This window comes from Pseudarthrobacter arbutini (genome assembly GCF_054510915.1).
Genome location: NZ_JBTNDQ010000020.1, coordinates 46,243 through 64,414, shown reverse-complemented (window position 1 = coordinate 64,414; position 18,172 = coordinate 46,243). Strand labels below are relative to the sequence as shown.

Genomic DNA, 18,172 nt, shown 5'->3' with positions numbered 1-18,172 from the left:
GATCATGACCACTTCCATCGCAAACACCGCTTCCACCCTGCCCGGCGGGACACTCGCAGATCCACTCACCGGCAGAACGCCCGACGGCGGTACAGGGCTTCCGCCCGCGGTTTCCGTCCGGCAATCCAACCGGAGCCTCCTGCACGGGCTGCTGACCAACAAGAAGGCCATGACCGGCGCGGCCATCCTGTTCGTTTTCATCGCACTGGCGCTTCTGGCCCCTGTGCTGTTCCCGGACAACCCGTCCAAGATCACCGGCATGGCGTCACAGGAGCCGGACGCCGAATACTGGCTGGGCACCACGGCCAAGGGCCAGGACGTCCTGGCCCTGACCATCCATGGTTCCCGCAGTTCCCTGTTTGTGGGCCTGACCGTGGGGTTCGCCTCCACGTTCATCGGCATCCTGGTGGGCCTCGCCTCGGCCTATTTCGGCAAGTTCATCGACGAGGCACTGTCCCTTACCACCAACGTCTTCCTGCTGCTGCCGGGCCTGCCGCTGCTGGTGATCCTGGCCGCGTTCCTGCCGCCCGGTCTTGGCACCGTAATTCTGGTCCTGGTGGTCACCGGCTGGGCCGGCTCCGCCCGGGTGCTGCGCTCGCAGGCGCTGTCCATCCGGTCCAAGGACTTTGTGGCCGCTGCCGTGGTTACCGGCGAACGGCCGCTCAGGATCATGTTCGGCGAAATCCTGCCCAACATGGCCTCCATTGTTATGGGCACGCTGCTGGCCTGCATCATCTACGGCATCGGCGCCCAGGCCGGCCTCGAGTTCCTGGGCCTGGGCGATGTCAGCACGGTCTCCTGGGGCAACAACCTCTACTGGGCCGGCAACGAAGGTGCGCTGCTGACCGGCAGCTGGTGGGTCTTTGTCCCGTCCGGCGTGTGCATCGCACTGGTGGCCTTCTCGCTGGCGCTGATCAACTACGCGGTGGACGAAGTCACCAACCCGCGGCTGCGGAAAATCCGCAAACCCAAGTCCGACAGGCCCAAGCTCACCCAGCCCGTCCCCACCAAGCCCGTCCCCACCGGAAAGCGAGCAGCGGCATGACCGTCTCCCAGACCTCCCTCGGCTCGCACCAGCCCGTCCTGGAGATCAAGGACCTCACCGTGAAGTACCGCGGCGATACCCGGTCCACCACCGCCGTCGACCGCGTCTCCTTCAGCATCGGCGCCGGCGAGATTTTCGGCCTGGCCGGCGAATCCGGCTGCGGCAAATCCACCATCGCGAACGCCATCATGCGGCTGCTGCGCGACCCCGCGGAGATCGCCGGCGGCAGCATCCGCTTCGGCGGCAGGGACGTCCTTTCGCTGGGCAAGGAAGAGCTCCGCCGGTTCCGCTGGCAGGACGTGGCCATGGTTTTCCAGTCGGCCATGAACTCGCTCAACCCGGTGATGACCATCGGCGACCAGATTGTCGACATCTTCACCACGCATGCCGGCTACTCCCGCAAGGAGTCCCTGAGGAGGGCCGCGGAACTGCTGGAACTGGTCCGGATCGATCCCGCCCGGCTGAAGTCCTACCCGCACCAGCTGTCCGGCGGCATGCGCCAGCGCGCGGTCATCGCCATGGCCGTGGCGCTGAAGCCTTCGCTCCTGATCCTCGACGAGCCCACCACCGCCCTGGATGTGGTGGTGCAGCAGGAAATCATGGCCCAGATCAAGGACCTGCAGCACCAGTTGGGTTTCTCCGTTCTCTTCATCACGCATGACATGTCCCTCATGGTGGAACTCTCGCACCGGATGGCGGTGATGTACGGCGGCCGGATCGTGGAAACGGCCAAGTCCCGGGACATCCATACCGCCCCGCGCCACCCGTACACGCAGGCGCTGATGGGAGCGTTCCCACCCCTGACGGGCCCGCGCGTGCCGCTCACCGGCCTGGCCGACGGCGTGAAGTTCAGCAACATCGCCGACCTCCGGGAAGCGGCTCCGGGCCATTTCGTCGCCCCGGTTTCCCCGGACCAGATTCCTCAGGCCCTGACTGCCCAGAACCAGCCTGCCCTGGAAGGAGCTCACTCATGAGCAAGCACAGCGAATCACCGGCCCTGGAAGCCCCGGCCCTGGAGGTACGGGGCCTGGTCAAGGATTTCCACAGCGGCGGCCTGTTCTCCCGTGCCACAGTGAGAGCCCTCGGCGGGGTGGACCTGAGCATCGGCAGGGGCGAAATCGTGGCCCTCGTGGGGGAGTCGGGCTCCGGGAAGAGCACCCTCGCCCGCTGCATTGCGCGGTTGGAAAAGCCAACCTCCGGCCAGATCCTGCTGGACGGCACGGACGTCCTGAAACGGGACCGGTTCCAGGCATCCAGGGAATACCGGGCACAGCTGCAAATGGTGTTCCAGGACCCCTTCGGCTCCCTGAATCCGGTTCACCGGATCGAACACTTCCTGACGCGTTCCCTCACCCTGCACGGAAAAGCCGGGACCCCGGACCAGCTGCGGACCAGGCTGGATGAACTGATGACCACCGTGGGACTCACCCCGGACATGCTCAATTCCTACCCCCATGAGCTCTCCGGCGGCCAGCGCCAGCGCGTGGCCATCGCCCGGGCCCTGGCCGTGGAACCCGAGGTGATCCTCGCCGATGAGCCCACGTCCATGCTGGATGTCTCGGTCCGGATCGGCATCCTCAACCTGCTGCGCGGGCTCCGGGACGACAAGGGCATCTCCATGCTCTACATCACCCACGACCTTGCCTCGGCGCGCTACCTCGCCGACCGCATCGCCGTGATGTTCGCCGGCGAACTCGTGGAGGAGGGTGAATCGCTTGATCTCCTGGCGAACCCGGCCCACCCCTACACCCGGCTGCTGGTATCGGCCGTTCCGGACCCTGCCCGCACCGGATCCTACGATCCAACCGAGCGGGCCGCGCTCCGGGCGGCGGTGATGGAACCGGCGTCGTGCGCTTACGACGGCGACCCGCAGCAGCGGTGCTCCTCCGCCGAACCCGTGCGGCACCAGGTGGGCGATCCCGCCCACCGGCACTGGGTCCGCTGCCACCTGTACCGGCCGCCGGCCGCTGCATCCAGCCACGCGTTGGCCACCGACCCCCTGGAAGAAATGGTTTCCGCATGACCGGCCTGGCCCACCCGCTGGCCACCGTGCCGCAGGACGAACTCGTGATCCGCGCCGAGGCGGACCCGCACCGGCCCCGCTTCCACTTCGTCTCGCCCGCAGGCTGGCTCAACGATCCCAACGGCGTCAGCCAGTGGAACGGCACCTACCACCTCTTCTACCAGTACAACCCGGAGGGCGCCTTCCACCACCGCATCATGTGGGGCCACGCCACCAGCACGGACCTGGTCACCTGGACGGATCAGCCAGTCGCGCTGGAACCCACGGACGGGCCGGACTCCCCGGACGCTGACGGCTGCTGGTCCGGGGTGCTGGTGAACGACGGCGGCACGCCCACCCTGGTGTATTCAGGACGGAGCGGCGAACGCGAACTGCCCTGTGTGGCGGTCGGCTCGCCGGACCTGCGCACCTGGACCAAAATCCCGGAAAACCCTGTGATCGCCGCCCCGCCGGCCGGAGTGGACGTCACCGCCTACCGGGACCATTGCGTGTGGCGTGAGGGTTCCCGCTGGCGCCAGCTGGTGGGCTCGGGCATCCGGGGCCGCGGCGGCACGGCGTTCCTCTACGAGTCGGCTGACCTCCGGACCTGGGACTACATCGGGCCGCTGTTCATCGGCGACGCGTCCGCCGGAGATCCCGCGGCGACGGACTGGGAAGGGACCATGTGGGAGTGCGTGGACCTGTTCCGCGCCGGCTCCGGGACGCTCGGTTCCGACGGCGGTGCGGCCGATGACGTGCTCGTCTTTTCCGCCTGGGACGACGGCGACACCCGGCACCCGCTGTACTGGACCGGGCGGTACGAGGGCGACTCATACACCCCGCGGCAGCTGCGCCGGCTGGACTATGGCGGACGCTACTTCTACGCGCCCCAGTCGTTCTCCGACGACGCCGGCCGCCGCGTGATGTTCGGGTGGCTGCAGGAGGGCAGGACGGAGGAGGCCATGGTGGAGGCAGGCTGGTCCGGCGTGATGAGCTTGCCGCGCGTGGCGACACTCGATTCAGAAGGGGAGCTGGCCTTTGCGCCGGTCCCGGAGGTCGAGTCGCTCCGCCGGGACCACGTCAGAATCGGGCCGCGCGAAGTGGCCGGCAGCGACGTTCTCACCGGGGTTTCCGGCAACCAGCTGGACGTGGAACTGGACCTTGAACTGGAGCCGGGGAGTGTCTTCCGGCTCGGGATCCTGGCTTCCGGCGTTTCTCCGGCCGGAACCCAGAGCTCCGCCGAGGAGACCGTCATCGAGGTGGGCCGCGCCGCCGGGAGCAGCGGGGAGTCATGGCTGCGGCTGGACCGCTCCGGCAGCAGCCTGGACCATTCTGTGGACGCGGAAGAGCGGTCAGGGCCAGTGAACCTGCCCGACGGAAAGCTTCACCTTCGAGTACTGGTGGACCGCTCCGCCGTCGAGATCTTCGCCAACGGCAAGCCCCTGACAGCCCGGGTCTATCCCACCCTTGGCGGGACTGCCGTGCGGCTGTCCGCTATCGGGAACGTGCGCCTGCGGCAGCTCGACGCCTGGCGGGTGGACGACGTTTTTCGGGGGCCGCGCCCGCTGTTCCCCTAGCCACCCGCTGCCGCCCGGCACCCCATCGATTGTTCCGTAGAAGCCCTCTTGGGGCTTCAAAACGGCCGTTACGGAGCAACCGATGGGGAAAAGCAGGCAAACGGCGAGTGAATCTTCTCACCAAAAGAGATTCGAACCGAAACATTTGACGCTGCCAAACCGATGTGTCACGCGCGCGCAATCAGAAATGTAAGCGCTTGCATCAAATGTCTGACATGTGGCATTTCGGTCGTGAAACACGGTTTGGCAGGCCCTCGCCGGCTGCCTAGCGTAGAGGCGGGCCAGGGAAGCGATATCGTTCCTGGCCCCGAAGCGGGGCCCTACCCAAGCCCCGTACCCCTCGACACAACGGCGTCCTCGATGACGCCTGTTGTGTCGTCGGGGCTGCCGGAGTTTCGGGGAACAGGGCACCTGCCCGTCTTCCACGAATAGTTTCAACTCCGCGAGAAGAGCAAAACATGCACAAGCACCCCCAACCTGTCCGGATGCTGCGGTGGCGCCCTGCCGCCGCGGCACTGGCTGCAGCTGTAGTGGCATCGGTCTTCCTGGCCGTTCCCTCAGCGCAGGCCAACGAGCCGGCGGATCCGCCGGCCGCGCAGCAGATGCCGGCCCCCACCCCGGGCTTCCCCCTGCCCAGCACGCACAGCCAGCAGGCCTATGACCCGGCGTCGGACTTCACCTCGAAGTGGACCCGCGCGGACGCTAAGCAGATCATGGCCCAAAGCGACTCCACAGTGGCTCCCGGCGTGAACTCCATGAGCCCGGACGTCACCATGCCGGAGATCCCCGAAGACTTTCCCACCATGAATGACGACGTCTGGGTCTGGGACACCTGGTCCCTCACGGACGAAAACGCGAACCAGATCAGCTACAAGGGCTGGGACGTCATCTTCTCCCTCGTGGCCGACCGCGACGCTGGCTACGGCTTCGACCAGCGCCACTGGAACGCCCGGATCGGCTACTTCTTCCGCAAGACCAACGCTGACCCGGCCACGGACAAGTGGAACTACGGCGGACACGTCTTCGCTGACGGCGCCTCCATCGGCAACACCGAATGGTCCGGTTCTACCCGCCTGATGCAGGGCAACCACGTCAACGTCTTCTACACGGCCACCACGTTCTACGACGTGGCCGAGCGGAACGCCGGCGGCGGCGGCATCGCCCCTGACGCTGCCATCGCCAAGGCCCTCGGCAACATCCACGCCGACCAAAACGGCGTCACCTTCGATGGCTTCACGCACACCAAGCTCCTTGAGCCGGACGGCGAGATGTACCAGAACAAGGCGCAGAACCCCGGCTTCGCCTTCCGCGATCCGTACACGTTCGCTGATCCCGCACACCCCGGCAAGACCTACATGGTCTTCGAAGGCAACACCGGCGGCACCCGTGGAGAATACGAGTGCAAGGCTGAGGACCTCGGCTACCAGCCGGGAGACCCCAACGCCGAGAACCTCAACGAGGTCAACAGCTCCGGCGCCTACTACCAGACCGCCAACGTGGGCCTGGCAGTGGCGGACAACAAGGACCTGACCAAGTGGTCCTTCCTGCCGCCGGTCCTGTCCGCAAACTGCGTCAACGACCAGACGGAACGCCCGCAGATCTTCATCCAGAACGAAGGCGGCAAGAACAAGTACTACCTGTTCACCATCAGCCACCAGTTCACCTACGCGGCCGGAATGCGCGGCCCCGACGGCGTCTACGGCTTTGTGGGCGACGGCATCCGGTCGGACTACCAGCCGATGAACAACAGCGGCCTGGCCCTGGCCTCGCCGACTGACCTGAACCTGCCGTCCGAATCCCCGGAAAGGCCGACCCCCAGCCAGAATGGCCGGCAGTTCCAGGCCTATTCGCACTACGTGCAGCCGGGCGGCCTCGTGCAGTCCTTCATCGACAACGTGAACGGTGTCCGCGGCGGATCCCTGTCACCCACCGTGAAGATCAACTTCCGCGACGGAATCTCACAGGTTGACCGCACATTCGGCCAGAACGGCCTTGGCCCGTTCGGCTACCTGCCCACCAACCTCAACGTCGGCGGTGCCGGCCACTACAAGTGACCGGCATTATCGGTGACCGGCACCAGCAGTAGCCAGCACCTCCCCTGACCGGGGCGAAATCAGTAAACGGGGACGTCCGTGACATTCACGGGCGTCCCCGCCTCAAATTTTAGGATCCCCATGCTTTTCTTCACCGCTTCCCGGCCGCACCTGAGCAGCCCGGACAGACGCAGGTCCAGCAGGCCGGCCCTTTCCGCCGTCGTCGCCCTGCTCCTGGCGGTGACAGCCGCCGGCTGCACCCCTGATTCGCAGAACGTGAATCCCGACGCCGGAAGCCACCCTCCTGAGGGTTCCTCCCAAGGTGCCGCAACGCCGTCGGCCGGCGATCCCTGGCGTCCTGCGGCGCACCTGACGCCGTCAAAGAACTGGATGAATGATCCCAACGGCCTGGTGTACGAAGACGGCACCTACCACGCGTTCTACCAGTACAACCCGAAGGGCAACGACTGGGGCAACATGTCCTGGGGCCACTCCACCAGCACTGACCTGGTGCACTGGGCGGAAGAACCGGTGGCCATGGAGGCCACGGAGACCGAGGAAATCTTCTCCGGCTCGATCGTGGTGGACACGGACAACACCTCGGGGCTGGGCAGCAAGGACCACCCGGCCATGGTGGCCCTATATACGAGTGCCTACAAGGACAACGCCCCGCTGCCCAAAGGCTCCCAGGCCCAGTCCGTCGCGTACAGCCTCGACCACGGCCGCACCTGGAAGAAGTACCAGGACAATCCGGTGGTGGATCTGCAACCCTCTTCGCAGAACTTCCGCGATCCCAAAGTCACCTGGTACGAGCCGGGGCAGTACTGGGTCATGACCACCGTCGTGGCCGACGACCACGTGGTGAAGCTCTATAAATCCAAGGACCTGCTGCACTGGGACTTCCTCAGCGACTTCTCCGGTGTCGGCGCCCAGGGCGGACTGTGGGAGATGCCTGAACTCCTGGAGGTTCCTATGGAGGGGACCGACGAGCGGCGCTGGGTCATGCTTCTCAGCATCAACCCGGGGGGCATAGCCGGCGGCTCAGGCATGCAGTACTTCACGGGAGAGTTCGACGGCGTGACGTTCCGCGCCCAGGGTGCCGCCGGGCCGGACGCTCCGCTGCAGGACCACCAGTGGGTGGATTACGGCGCGGACTTCTACGCCGCCACCACCATCTCCGGAGCCCCCGGCGGCAAGCCAGTCCTCTTCGGCTGGATGGGGAACTGGGACTACGCCCAGAAGATGCCCACCACCCCGTGGCGCGGCGCCATGGCAATTCCCCGCGAACTGACGCTCTCCGGCAGCGGCAGCGGCAGCAGCAACAGTAACGACGACGGCGGCAGGCCCGTCTTGCGCTCGTCCATCGCCGCTGCCCCCGCTGGAGTTTTGTCCAGTGGAGCTGCCTCCGAGCGGCAACTCACCGTTGCCGATGAAAGCAAGCCGCTGGGGGAGGACTTCTCCTCCAGGTCCCAACTCCTGGATGTTGAACTGACGCCGGACGGTGCTGCGGAGGCCGGAATCGAACTGCGCGGGCTCCAGATCCGCTACAAGGCGCAGTCCGGCACGCTGACGGTTGACCGGTCCGCGGCAGGGACCTCAAACTTTTCGGACAAGTTCAGCCCCTACCACCAGGTGAGCGTCCCGCTCGTGGACGGAAAACTGAAGCTGCGGATCCTGCTCGATACCTCCTCGGTGGAAGTGTTCGCCCCCGGAAGCGGCACTGTTGTCACAGATCTCTTCCTGCCCGACTGGTCCAACACTGACACTTCGGTGTTCAGCGAAGGCGGAAAGACCGGATTTACGCTGACCGGCCGGAAGCTGGCCTGACTCGCCACGGATTCCCGTGCGTTCCCACACGCAGGGGATAGGGTTGGGAACAACAGAAGGGGAAGTGTCTGATGGAATACCAGAACCCACAACCCGATGCGGGCGTCGAGCGCCAGCATGCTACCAGCCAGCCTGCTACCAGCCACCATGCCGCCAGCCAGGCGCCCGTGCCCGGTCATGGCCGCACCGTGATCGCTGAGACCGCCGTGGCAAAAGTTGCCGGCATCGCTGCCCGTGCCGTGCCCGGCGTCTATTCATTGGGCTCGGCTCCGTCGCGTGCGCTGGGGGCCATCCGGGACGCTGTCGGCAGTTCGGACCATGCTACCGGCGTCCGTGCCGAGGTCGGTGAGACGCAGGTGGCCGTGGACATCAGCCTGGTGGCCTCCTACGGATCGCCCCTGCATTCGCTGGCCGATCAGGTCAGGGCAGCCGTTTACCGCGCGGTCGAGGAACTCGTCGGCCTGCAGGTCATTGAAGTGAACGTCGAAATAACCGATGTCTATGTGGCGCCGCCGGCGAAGGCCGGAGCCCCTGCCATCGCCGTCGTCGAGAGGGAGGCACTGCTGTGAATCTGACCGTTGTGGGGATCGCCATGGGCGCCTTCGTAGCGTTTATGTCCTTCCAGTTCGGGCTGTGGGGCTTCCTGGTCTCGCTCCTCTTTATGGCCGTCGGCGCCCTCCTGGGCCGCGCAGCGGAAGGGAAACTGGACCTGCGCGGCGTCCTGGACGCCATCATCGGCCGGCGCTCCTCGTCATGACGTCAGCCGCACCATCCATCCAGGGGCGGGTCCTGAGCGGACACAACCGCATCAGCACGCAGGCCCTGACCAGCCTTGCCAGGACAGCGGCCGCGGAGGCCCTCGGTGTGGAGCCCCATGATGTCCGGGCGGACTGGACGGACGACGACGGCCTGCTGGCGTTATCGCTGGTGTCACCTATCAGGATCCCGCCCCTGGCCACCGTGCTCAGGGACGCAGGCCGGGTGGCCGCATTCGGTGGATCCATTTGGGACCGGACGGTCGATGCCAAATCCAGGATCCTTTCGACGGTCACGGCCCTCAGCGGCGCCAGCCTGAGCAGGGTGGATATCCGCATCAGCGGCGTTAAGCCGATCGAGGGAGGCCGGGTCCAGTGAGCGGAGGATCAGTGGACGGGGACCTGGACTCGAGGCAACCAAGCCGCGCCCGGGCCCAGCCGCAACCTGATTTGCGCAGGGTCGTCTATCGGGAAACCCATTCCTCGCGGGCAGTGGTGGCAACAGTGGCCGCGGTCCTGGTGATGGGGTTGGCAGGCTACGGTCTGCTCGAATCTGCCGTTCACGCCATCGGTCAGCCGGCCTGGCTGATCGAACCGCAGCTGGCGGCGGAGCGCATCGTTGCACTTCCGGCCGGTATCCCGCCGTTGCTGCTCGGTGCCAGCGGCGCCGTAGTCGCCATGGTAGGGCTGTTTTTCCTGCTCAACGCCATCCTGCCGGGAAGACGCGCCCGGCACGTGTTGAACGGCACCGGAACTTCGTCCGCCGTGGTGGTCGATGACGAGGTCATCGCCTCCGCCCTGGCACGCAGCGCACGGCTCGCTGCCAATGTCACCCCGGAGCAGGTCATGGTGGTGGTGTCCCGGCGGCAGATTGTCGTCAACGTGCGCCCCACCTCAGGGGTTCCAGTAGCGGAAGCGGCGGTGCTGGCCGCAGTCCAGGACGAACTCAGCGGGATGTCACTGGTCCCGGTACCTGACGTCCGCGTGAACATTTCCACCGTAGGAGTGATTGGAGCATGACTGCCACACCCTCGCTCCTCAACCGGATCCTGCTCGGCATCCTCGGCCTCAAGCTGCTCGCCGTGGGCATCCTGCTCGTTCTGCTGGCCATCGTTCCACCCGTAGGAACCTGGTGGCATGCCTGGTCCGGATCGGCCTGGCGCAGCGTCAACCAGTCCTTCGACAACACCCGCTTTCCGGGACGTCCGGAAAGCTGGCTCTGGATTGTGATGGCGCTTGCCCTGGTGGTCCTGATCGGGCTTCTGGTTGCCTGGATTGCGCAGCAGGGCAAAGGCCGGAGCAACCTGTTGGTGGCTGAGTACGATCCCGGGACAGTGGCCGGGGACGTCCGGATCAGCGGGGGAGTAGCGGAGCAGGCGTTGAAGCACGCCTTGGCTGAACGGCCCGATCTGGCGGGTGCCACGGTGGCAACATACGATGTCCATGGCAGCCCTGCCTTGAAAATCCGGCTCCAGCCGCGTCAGGGTGTGGCGCCGCATCTCCTTGCGGCCGAGGTCTCTGCCCTGGTGGACGCCTTGGACCAAGTGGTGGGAAAACAGACACCCGTCCTGATTCACATTGGTGCCGGGGCCAGGACACGGTTCAGCCGCGCTGAGCGCGTCCGTTAGCTGCTCTGAAGGGGACGACCCATAGGGCATGGATGCCCTCCGCGTCATGTCAAGGTGGCCAAGTGACCCGAAACGACCCTGTTGGTGAATGGTGCGCGCTTCCTGGCCGTAAGGTGATGCGGGGACAGCTGGTCATCCCTGCCCGGCGGTCCTCGCCTGGCGGAGGGTCTCACCGGCCGGCTGGAATGCCGGTCAACTAAAGGAGAACAACATGAGCGAAGAAGTAACCGGCACCGAAGCACCCAAACACGGAATCGAAGGCGCTGCTGAAAAGGCCAGGAAGTTCGCCGGCGAAGCCATTGACAACGTCAAGCAGTTCGTTAAAAGCCTCGGCGCCAGAATCGCGGGATTGTTCAAGGGCGGCAAGTAGGCCAAATCAGTGGGGCATGCCCCAAAAAGGCCTTATCGGGCGCCGCGCTCCCCAGGGAGCGCGGCGCCTATTCCTTTGTGCAGCCTGCGGGCATGAGAACACTGAGTCGAGGGCATCTTAGCGCCTCGAACGACAACGCTGCGGCGTCAAACGCCCGTGGACTGGGCCTAGATATCTTTTCGGACACAACCGCATGTAAACGCTTGCATTCCTTGCCGGGGCCTGATTAGTGTGTGAGTCATACCACGTGAAGATGTCGGTCACCTTAGTCTCACCTGTTGAAGTTCTGTAACTCACCGAGGAGTCCTCAGCATGAAAAACCGCAAATACCTGCTTCCGGTTGCTGCCACCGGAATTCTGGCGCTGTCCCTGACAGCCTGCAGTCCCGGCGGGGGCGGTGGCGGCACCACCGGCAGCGACTGCTCTCCCTACGAGAGCTACGGCAAGCACGACGGCAAGACCGTCTCCGTCTACTCCACCATCGTGGACATCGAAGCTACTAACCTGGAAACCGCCTGGGCAACGTTTGAGGAATGCACCGGGGCAACCATCAAATACGAGGGCAGCAAGGAATTCGAGACCCAGATCGGTGTCCGGGCCAAGGCAGGAAACGCCCCGGACGTCGCCATCTTCCCGCAGCCAGGCCTCCTGGCCGATCAGGCCAAGGCAGGCGGCCTGAAGCCGGCTCCGAAGGCAGTCTCGGATCTTGTGGACAAGAACTGGTCCGCTGACTGGAAGAAGTACGGCACGGTGGACGGGACCTTCTACGCGGCACCGATGCTCGCGAACGTCAAGGGTTACGTCTGGTACGCCCCGAAGACGTTCAAGGACAAGGGCTGGGAAGTTCCCAAGACCTGGGACGAAATGATGACCCTGTCGTCGAAGATCGCCGATGACGGCACCATGAAGCCGTGGTGTGCCGGCTTCGAATCCGGCGAAGCGACCGGCTGGCCGGGCACTGACTGGGTCGAGGACGTTGTCCTCCGCGCCCAGGGCCCTGAGGTCTACGACCAGTGGGTCACGCACGGGATTCCGTTCAACGACCCCAAGATTGTGGATGCGCTGAACCAGACCGGCGAGATCCTCCTGAACTCCGACTATGTCAACGGCGGATTCGGCGATGTTCGTTCAATCCTGACCACCGGCTTCGCGCAGGCAGGCCAGCCCGTCCTCGATGGCCAGTGCGCCATGCACCACCAGGCCAACTTCCAGGCAGCCAACTGGCCGGAAGGGACCGCCGTGGCTCCCGATGGCGACGTCTGGGCCTTCATGACGCCTCCGATCGACCCCAGCAAGGGCCAGGCAATCACCGGCGGCGGCGAGATGGTGGGCGCTTACAAGGACACCCCGGAGGCGCAGGCCTTCCTGGCTTACTTGGCCAGCGCCGACTTCGCCAACAACCGTGTCAAGCTCGGTGGCGTCATCAGTGCAAATAAGGGACTGGACCCGGCGAGTGCCCAGACGGAACTCGACAAGCAGTCCATCGCACTGCTTCAGGATCCGGACACCGTCTTCCGCTTCGACGGCTCTGACCTGATGCCCGGCGCCGTGGGCTCCAACTCCTTCTGGAAGGGCATCGTTGCATGGATCAACGGCACTCCCGCCCAGCAGGTTGCCGACAGCATCGAAGGCAGCTGGCCTAAGAGCTAACCTCCTTCGCATCGCGCCCTTGGGACAACAGGTCCCAAGGGCGCGATGTCGATTCCGAACAAACTGATCCACGCACACCACGGAGGTTGGGCAATGGAGTTTCTTGGAGGAAAATTTCTTCAAGTTTTTATCGCCTTGGCGGTTTTTGCCGCGCTAATTGGGCTGATCATGCTGATTGTGGACAGGGCTCCCAAATCAGTCAAAGACAAACTGACGATCGTTGGCTTTTTGGCGCCGGCGGCAATCCTGATGCTGGTCGGCCTGGTTTATCCCGCCGTGCAGACATCGTTCCTCGCATTCACGAATGCCTCCGGCCAACCCAACGGAGTCGATAACTTCGTCTGGATGTTTACCCAGCCCGAGGCGCTGGCCACCCTCCGCAACACGGTGATCTGGACCGTTCTAGTGCCGTTGCTGTCCACGGTCTTCGGTCTCGCTTACGCGGTGTTCATTGACAAGGCGCGCGGCGAAAATGCCCTCAAAGCTTTGGTCTTTATGCCGGTGGGCATCTCGATGGTGGGCGCCGGCATCATCTGGAAGCTTGTGTACGACTACCGCGGCCCCGGCATTGAACAGACTGGCGTCGTTAACGCTGTGCGGGTTGCCCTGGGCATGGACCCCAAGCAATTCCTTCTTGATGCCCCGGAAAACACCATCTTCCTCATCATCGTGATGGTTTGGATCCAAACAGGCTTTGCCATGGTGATCCTCTCTGCTGCCATCAAGGGCGTGCCGGTGGAACTGGTTGAGGCGGCGCGCCTGGACGGTGCCAACCCCTGGCAGCAGTTCCGCAATGTGACGGTTCCCGGCATTCGGGGCGCTTTGGTGGTGGTGCTGACAACCATCACCATCGCCACCCTGAAAGTCTTCGACATTGTCCGCACCATGACGGCGGGCAACTATGACACGTCCGTGATCGCCAACGAGATGTACACACAGGCATTCCGCGCCGGCGAACCGGGCAGGGGTGCGGCGCTGGCCCTAGTCCTGTTCCTTCTCGTATTGCCCATAGTGGTCTACAACGCCCGCGTACTTCGTCAGCAAAGGGAAATCCGATGACCGTCATGCCAGCGCCGGATGAGGCGGCCAACTCTTCCCGGACCCAGTCACGCAAAGACAAAGGCCGTCCCGCGACGCCGGAGGATTCCGCACCGATCATGCGGCGCGTCAAGACCAAGCTCACGTCACGGTGGGCCACTGCGGCCGCCGTGATCATTGCAACGATCTGGACCGTGCCCACCTTCGGTCTCCTGGTATCCTCCATCCGTCCCGCGGCCAAGCAGGTGGGCCCGCGCTCGGATGGCTGGTGGAACTTCTTTGCCGACTGGGATTTTACTTTCAAGCACTACGTCGACGTCACGGCAGCAGCCGGATCGCAGTCGGCGAACCTTTCGCAGTACTTCGTCAACTCCCTGGCGATTGTCATTCCGGTGACCGTCTTTGTCCTGGTGCTCGCCTCCATGGCGGCCTACATCTTCGCCTGGGGCAACTTCAGGGGCCGCGAGGCTACGTTCATCTTCGTGTTCGCGTTGCAGATCATTCCCCTGCAGATGGCACTCATCCCGCTGCTGTCATTGTTTACACAGGTCCTGAAGCTCCCGCCCGGGTCCTATGCCCAGCTGTGGATCGCCCACACCATGTTTGGACTCCCGTTGGGCATCTTCCTGCTGCACAACTTCATCTCGGAGATCCCGGGCGAAGTTATCGAGGCCGCGAAGGTGGACGGGGCAGGACACACCACCATTTTCTGGCGGATCATCCTGCCGTTGTCTGTGCCGGCTCTGGCATCCCTGGCCATCTTCCAGTTCCTGTGGGTCTGGAATGACCTTCTGGTGGCATTGGTGTTCTCGGGTGGAACGGCGGACGTAGCGCCCATCACCCAACGGCTCGCTGAGATCTCCGGTACCCGCGGCAACAGGGACTTCCTGAACCCTGCCGCTGCGTTCGTCTCGATCATCGTCCCGCTGGCGGTGTTCCTTGGCCTGCAGCGCTTCTTTGTCCGTGGTCTCCTGGCCGGCGGCCTCAAGGGCTGACAGGGCTCTGGGCTGATCCGCATAGGCGGATCGGACGCAAGGGAGGCAGGCAGGTAACACTGTGACGTCGGGCGGCCCGCAACCTAGCATGGCTTGGGGGCAACTGCATAGCGGATATTAGGTTTGAACCCATGAGGGGAAACGGTGGCACGGATGGCTGAGAGGTCTCAACGGGGTGGCCACAGCGGCGTCAGTATTGAAGACGTGGCAGCAGCCGCCGGCGTATCCACCGCCACCGTTTCCCGGGCCGTGCGCGGGCTGCCAAGGGTTTCGCCCGCCACCCGGGAGAAGATCCTCGAGGTGGCGGGTGCTTTGGGTTATGTGGCGTCGTCGTCGGCGTCAGGTCTGGCCACCGGCCGCACCAAGACCATTGGCGTGCTGGCTCCGTTCGTGAGTCGGTGGTTCTTCTCCAAGGCCATTGAGGGCGCGGACCGCGAACTTCACGCCCGCCACTACAACCTTTCCCTCTTTAACCTGGGCGGTCACGGCAGCAACCGGGAACGCCTGTTCAGCAAGACCATGGTTTACAAACAGATTGACGCCCTGCTTGTCCTTTGTATGGCGCTCAACCACGAGGAACTGGACCATCTCCAAAAGATTGATATCCCGCTGATCGTGGTGGGCGGCCATGTGGAAGAGTGCGCGTACATCGGCATCGACGACTACGCCGCAGCGTCCACCGCCGTACGGCACTTGATCGACCTCGGCCACCGGGACATTGCCCTCCTGCACGGCGACGACGAAACGGACCTTAACTTCGACGTTCCCCGCGTGCGGATCCTGGCTTTCAAGGACGTTATGGCAGGAGCAGGGCTGCCCACCCGCCCCGAGTGGGACGAATGGGGCGATTTCACGGTCCGCAGCGGCCAAGAGGCATTCCGACGCCTCTGGACCCAGCCCGGCCCGAAGCCGACCGCCATCTTTTGCGCCTCAGACGAAATGGCCATGGGAGTCATCTTCGAAGCAGCACGCGTAGGCGTACGGGTCCCTGAGGACCTCTCGGTGGTGGGGATCGATGACCACGATTTCGCCGACGCGATGGGCCTGACCACCGTGGGACAACGGCCCGACGAACAGGCCGAGCTGGCTACCAAGATGCTCATCGACGAACTGGACGGCACGGTCGGGGCGGTCCGGTCCGCCGTCGCGCCCCACCAGCTCATCATCAGGCGTACGACGGCGCCGCCTCCTTCCTGAGGAGGCGCGGCGTGGCATCCGGCCAGGATGCCGCAGTCGCGAAGCCGTGTCTAGGAAAAAGCGGTCAGGACGCGCGGGCGAGCTGCCGGATGGGAATCCAGCGGGAAGCCAGCCTGCGGTAGGCCGCGGCGGCGCCCGTCATGTCGCCCTCAGCCAAGCATTCGATGCCCAGCCGGATGTCCATGGGCGACTCGTCCGGGTAGACCTTGTCCGCCACTGCGCCGTAGTCGAGTTCCACCATGGAATTGACGTGGAACAGCTCCAGCCATTCGGTCAGCTGCGCGAGGTCGTCCAGCATGTCCAGGTCCGGGGCCGCCAGCGCCAGGTGGGCCACGGCGTACCGTGCCCGCTCCATGGCTTCGGTGATGGGAGCCCACACCCTGACGGTGAGGATGCGCCCGCCTGATTCCACCACGTCCTTATGGTCGCCTTCCATAAACAGCGAGAACCAGCTGAAGGGGATGCCCCACGTGGAGGCGCGGGTATGCACGCGGATGGCGCCGTCACGGGCTTTGACCTGGTCAATGCGTTCCTGGTGCTTGTCCCGCTGCTCTTCCGGAATCAGCATTTCGGCCAGCGGGCCGTGGATGCCTTCCATAAGGGCATTGGCGGCGAGGCCGGCGCGCAGGACCAGCTGGCTGGGGCAGTACAGCAGGACGCGCCCGGACCCAGCGTCACGCCCACCGTCGCCCCCAGCGTCAGGCCCAAGGCCGGAACCGGCGCCCATCCCGGCACCCAAGCCAGCCTCGGCATCCGGGCCGGCAGCGCCACCCGGGCCGGCGGCAGCACCGGCGTCGGACGTTCCTGGCTGCGGGGTCCGCCCGAGGGGTACACCGGGAATGCTGGTGACGCGGACCAGATCCGTCCGCCCGGTGGGGAAGGGGTCCCCGCCGGAGCGGGTGATCCGGCCCAGCGAGGCCAGCAGTTCGGCGTTTTCGACGGCGGCCCGGGAGGCTGTGCGGGCACCGGCGGAGCGGATGGCCTCCCGCTGTCCTTCCGGGAAGGCTTCCAGCGGTTCGTAGACGCGCAGGGTGGAGGAGAACGGCAGCCCGGCCTGGCCCCGGTAGAGGTTTCCCGTCATTACAGTCTCCCTTCCTGGGCCCCGGCTGCAGCCATCAGTCCGCCAGTTCCACCAGAACGGGGGCGTGGTCCGAGGCGCCCTTGCCCTTGCGTTCCTCGCGGTCGATCGACGCGCCCGTGACGCGGGCCGCCAACGCGGGGGAGCCAAGGACAAAGTCAATGCGCATCCCCTCCTTTTTGGGGAAGCGCAGCTGGGTGTAATCCCAGTACGTGTAGACGCCGGGACCGGGCGTGTACTGGCGTGCCACGTCGGTGAAGCCCGCCTCTTCGAAAGCGTGGAAGGCCGCGCGTTCCGGCGGGCTGACATGGGTGTACTTGTTATTGACGAAAAGGTCGATGTCCCAGACGTCGTCGTCGAACGGCGCAATGTTCCAGTCGCCCATGAGGGCTACCTGAGCTGTCGGGTCGGCGGTCACCAGCCCCTGGGCGTGGGTCTTCAGGGATTCAAGCCACTTGATCTTGTAGGGCATGTGTTCGTCGTCCAGGGAGCGGCCGTTGGGCACGTAGAGGCTCCAGACCCGGACGCCGCCGCAGGTCGCGGCCATGGCGCGGGCTTCCTGGACGGGGTCCTTGCCTTCTTTCCCGAACGGAGGCTGGTCCAGGAACGTGCGCTCAACATCTTCCAGGCCTACCCGGGACGCGATGGCCACGCCGTTCCACTGGTTCACACCGAAGTGGGCCACCTCATAGCCCATGCGTTCGAACAGTTCCCAGGGGAAGTTTTCGTCCTTGCATTTGGTCTCCTGGATGGCCAGGACGTCGCAATCGCTGCGCTGCAGCCAGGCCTCCACGCGGTCGGCGCGGGCACGGAGGGAGTTCACATTCCAGGTAGCAATCTTCACAGTCCCTAACTTACCGAACTTGTTGCCCGGAGGCGTTGCCGTGGCCGGAAAGCCCGCGAAGGCCGTTGCCCACCGCGGCCGGGCAGTCTGGAATTTAGTAGGAAGTCCGAGTATATTCGCTTGCAGAGATGAC

The 18,172-nt window shown here is 64.9% G+C and carries 18 protein-coding genes; 16 read left to right on the top strand and 2 right to left on the bottom strand.

Annotation, left to right across the window (positions count from 1 at the left end; genetic code table 11):
- Nucleotides 1–4: 4 nt before the first annotated feature.
- The 16 genes from ACX80V_RS19620 (at nt 5) to ACX80V_RS19545 (ending at nt 16,117) form a co-directional block, all read left to right on the top strand.
- On the top strand, nt 5–1,045 hold the full coding sequence (locus ACX80V_RS19620; RefSeq protein WP_485844551.1) for an ABC transporter permease: 1,041 nt from the start codon (nt 5–7) through the stop codon (nt 1,043–1,045).
- Nucleotides 1,042–2,019 carry an ABC transporter ATP-binding protein gene (locus ACX80V_RS19615; RefSeq protein ID WP_485844550.1) on the top strand — a complete coding sequence of 326 codons (978 nt, stop codon included), beginning with the start codon at nt 1,042–1,044 and terminating at the stop codon, nt 2,017–2,019. The genes ACX80V_RS19620 and ACX80V_RS19615 overlap by 4 nt, the downstream gene beginning before the upstream one ends.
- Nucleotides 2,016–3,068 carry an ATP-binding cassette domain-containing protein gene (locus ACX80V_RS19610; protein ID WP_485844549.1) on the top strand — a complete coding sequence of 351 codons (1,053 nt, stop codon included), beginning with the start codon at nt 2,016–2,018 and terminating at the stop codon, nt 3,066–3,068. Before ACX80V_RS19615 ends, ACX80V_RS19610 begins: the two co-directional genes overlap by 4 nt.
- A complete protein-coding gene (locus ACX80V_RS19605; protein ID WP_485844548.1) occupies nt 3,065–4,624 on the top strand; it encodes a glycoside hydrolase family 32 protein in 1,560 nt (519 codons plus the stop codon). The genes ACX80V_RS19610 and ACX80V_RS19605 overlap by 4 nt, the downstream gene beginning before the upstream one ends.
- A 458-nt stretch (nt 4,625–5,082) precedes the next feature.
- Complete coding sequence (locus ACX80V_RS19600) at nt 5,083–6,678, top strand: glycoside hydrolase family 68 protein (RefSeq protein ID WP_485844547.1); 1,596 nt, start codon at nt 5,083–5,085, stop codon at nt 6,676–6,678.
- A gap of 120 nt (nt 6,679–6,798) precedes the next feature.
- Nucleotides 6,799–8,484 (top strand): glycoside hydrolase family 32 protein, encoded by a 1,686-nt coding sequence (locus tag ACX80V_RS19595; RefSeq protein WP_485844546.1) that lies wholly within the window; start codon nt 6,799–6,801, stop codon nt 8,482–8,484.
- Nucleotides 8,485–8,555: 71 nt separating this feature from the next.
- Nucleotides 8,556–9,053 (top strand): Asp23/Gls24 family envelope stress response protein, encoded by a 498-nt coding sequence (locus tag ACX80V_RS19590; RefSeq protein WP_485844545.1) that lies wholly within the window; start codon nt 8,556–8,558, stop codon nt 9,051–9,053.
- Nucleotides 9,050–9,241 carry a hypothetical protein gene (locus tag ACX80V_RS19585; RefSeq protein WP_056348767.1) on the top strand — a complete coding sequence of 64 codons (192 nt, stop codon included), beginning with the start codon at nt 9,050–9,052 and terminating at the stop codon, nt 9,239–9,241. The genes ACX80V_RS19590 and ACX80V_RS19585 overlap by 4 nt, the downstream gene beginning before the upstream one ends.
- On the top strand, nt 9,238–9,618 hold the full coding sequence (locus tag ACX80V_RS19580) for a hypothetical protein (RefSeq protein ID WP_248763031.1): 381 nt from the start codon (nt 9,238–9,240) through the stop codon (nt 9,616–9,618). The genes ACX80V_RS19585 and ACX80V_RS19580 overlap by 4 nt, the downstream gene beginning before the upstream one ends.
- A gap of 23 nt (nt 9,619–9,641) precedes the next feature.
- Nucleotides 9,642–10,259: a hypothetical protein gene (locus ACX80V_RS19575; protein ID WP_485844572.1), complete on the top strand. Its 618-nt coding sequence runs from the start codon at nt 9,642–9,644 to the stop codon at nt 10,257–10,259.
- Nucleotides 10,256–10,867: a hypothetical protein gene (locus tag ACX80V_RS19570; RefSeq protein ID WP_485844544.1), complete on the top strand. Its 612-nt coding sequence runs from the start codon at nt 10,256–10,258 to the stop codon at nt 10,865–10,867. Before ACX80V_RS19575 ends, ACX80V_RS19570 begins: the two co-directional genes overlap by 4 nt.
- Before the next feature lie 211 nt (nt 10,868–11,078).
- A complete protein-coding gene (locus ACX80V_RS19565) occupies nt 11,079–11,237 on the top strand; it encodes a hypothetical protein (protein WP_156380383.1) in 159 nt (52 codons plus the stop codon).
- A 312-nt stretch (nt 11,238–11,549) separates the two neighbouring features.
- Nucleotides 11,550–12,887: an ABC transporter substrate-binding protein gene (locus tag ACX80V_RS19560; protein WP_485844543.1), complete on the top strand. Its 1,338-nt coding sequence runs from the start codon at nt 11,550–11,552 to the stop codon at nt 12,885–12,887.
- Nucleotides 12,888–12,980: 93 nt separating this feature from the next.
- Nucleotides 12,981–13,946 (top strand): carbohydrate ABC transporter permease, encoded by a 966-nt coding sequence (locus ACX80V_RS19555; RefSeq protein ID WP_056348751.1) that lies wholly within the window; start codon nt 12,981–12,983, stop codon nt 13,944–13,946.
- On the top strand, nt 13,943–14,920 hold the full coding sequence (locus ACX80V_RS19550; RefSeq protein ID WP_058930231.1) for a carbohydrate ABC transporter permease: 978 nt from the start codon (nt 13,943–13,945) through the stop codon (nt 14,918–14,920). Before ACX80V_RS19555 ends, ACX80V_RS19550 begins: the two co-directional genes overlap by 4 nt.
- A gap of 144 nt (nt 14,921–15,064) precedes the next feature.
- Entirely contained in the window at nt 15,065–16,117 is a 1,053-nt protein-coding gene (locus ACX80V_RS19545; RefSeq protein ID WP_485844542.1) for a LacI family DNA-binding transcriptional regulator, read from the top strand.
- Nucleotides 16,118–16,181: 64 nt separating this feature from the next.
- On the opposite strand, the gene ACX80V_RS19540 is transcribed toward ACX80V_RS19545, so the two are convergent.
- The gene (locus tag ACX80V_RS19540; RefSeq protein ID WP_485844541.1) at nt 16,182–17,198 is read right to left on the bottom strand and encodes a DUF8083 family protein; all 1,017 of its coding nucleotides are present in this window, start codon (nt 17,196–17,198) and stop codon (nt 16,182–16,184) included.
- Between the two features lie 34 nt (nt 17,199–17,232).
- Nucleotides 17,233–18,039 carry an exodeoxyribonuclease III gene (locus ACX80V_RS19535; protein ID WP_485844540.1) on the bottom strand — a complete coding sequence of 269 codons (807 nt, stop codon included), beginning with the start codon at nt 18,037–18,039 and terminating at the stop codon, nt 17,233–17,235.
- Nucleotides 18,040–18,172: the final 133 nt, after the last annotated feature.

Coding starts and splice junctions, on each gene's coding strand:
- ACX80V_RS19580 (WP_248763031.1), top strand. CDS start 9,238: ATGACGTCAGCCGCACCATCCATCCAGGGGCGGGTCCTGAGCGGACAC.
- ACX80V_RS19620 (WP_485844551.1), top strand. CDS start 5: ATGACCACTTCCATCGCAAACACCGCTTCCACCCTGCCCGGCGGGACA.
- ACX80V_RS19555 (WP_056348751.1), top strand. CDS start 12,981: ATGGAGTTTCTTGGAGGAAAATTTCTTCAAGTTTTTATCGCCTTGGCG.
- ACX80V_RS19600 (WP_485844547.1), top strand. CDS start 5,083: ATGCACAAGCACCCCCAACCTGTCCGGATGCTGCGGTGGCGCCCTGCC.
- ACX80V_RS19560 (WP_485844543.1), top strand. CDS start 11,550: ATGAAAAACCGCAAATACCTGCTTCCGGTTGCTGCCACCGGAATTCTG.
- ACX80V_RS19550 (WP_058930231.1), top strand. CDS start 13,943: ATGACCGTCATGCCAGCGCCGGATGAGGCGGCCAACTCTTCCCGGACC.
- ACX80V_RS19605 (WP_485844548.1), top strand. CDS start 3,065: ATGACCGGCCTGGCCCACCCGCTGGCCACCGTGCCGCAGGACGAACTC.
- ACX80V_RS19590 (WP_485844545.1), top strand. CDS start 8,556: ATGGAATACCAGAACCCACAACCCGATGCGGGCGTCGAGCGCCAGCAT.
- ACX80V_RS19595 (WP_485844546.1), top strand. CDS start 6,799: ATGCTTTTCTTCACCGCTTCCCGGCCGCACCTGAGCAGCCCGGACAGA.
- ACX80V_RS19610 (WP_485844549.1), top strand. CDS start 2,016: ATGAGCAAGCACAGCGAATCACCGGCCCTGGAAGCCCCGGCCCTGGAG.
- ACX80V_RS19570 (WP_485844544.1), top strand. CDS start 10,256: ATGACTGCCACACCCTCGCTCCTCAACCGGATCCTGCTCGGCATCCTC.
- ACX80V_RS19615 (WP_485844550.1), top strand. CDS start 1,042: ATGACCGTCTCCCAGACCTCCCTCGGCTCGCACCAGCCCGTCCTGGAG.
- ACX80V_RS19540 (WP_485844541.1), bottom strand. CDS start 17,198: ATGACGGGAAACCTCTACCGGGGCCAGGCCGGGCTGCCGTTCTCCTCC.
- ACX80V_RS19565 (WP_156380383.1), top strand. CDS start 11,079: ATGAGCGAAGAAGTAACCGGCACCGAAGCACCCAAACACGGAATCGAA.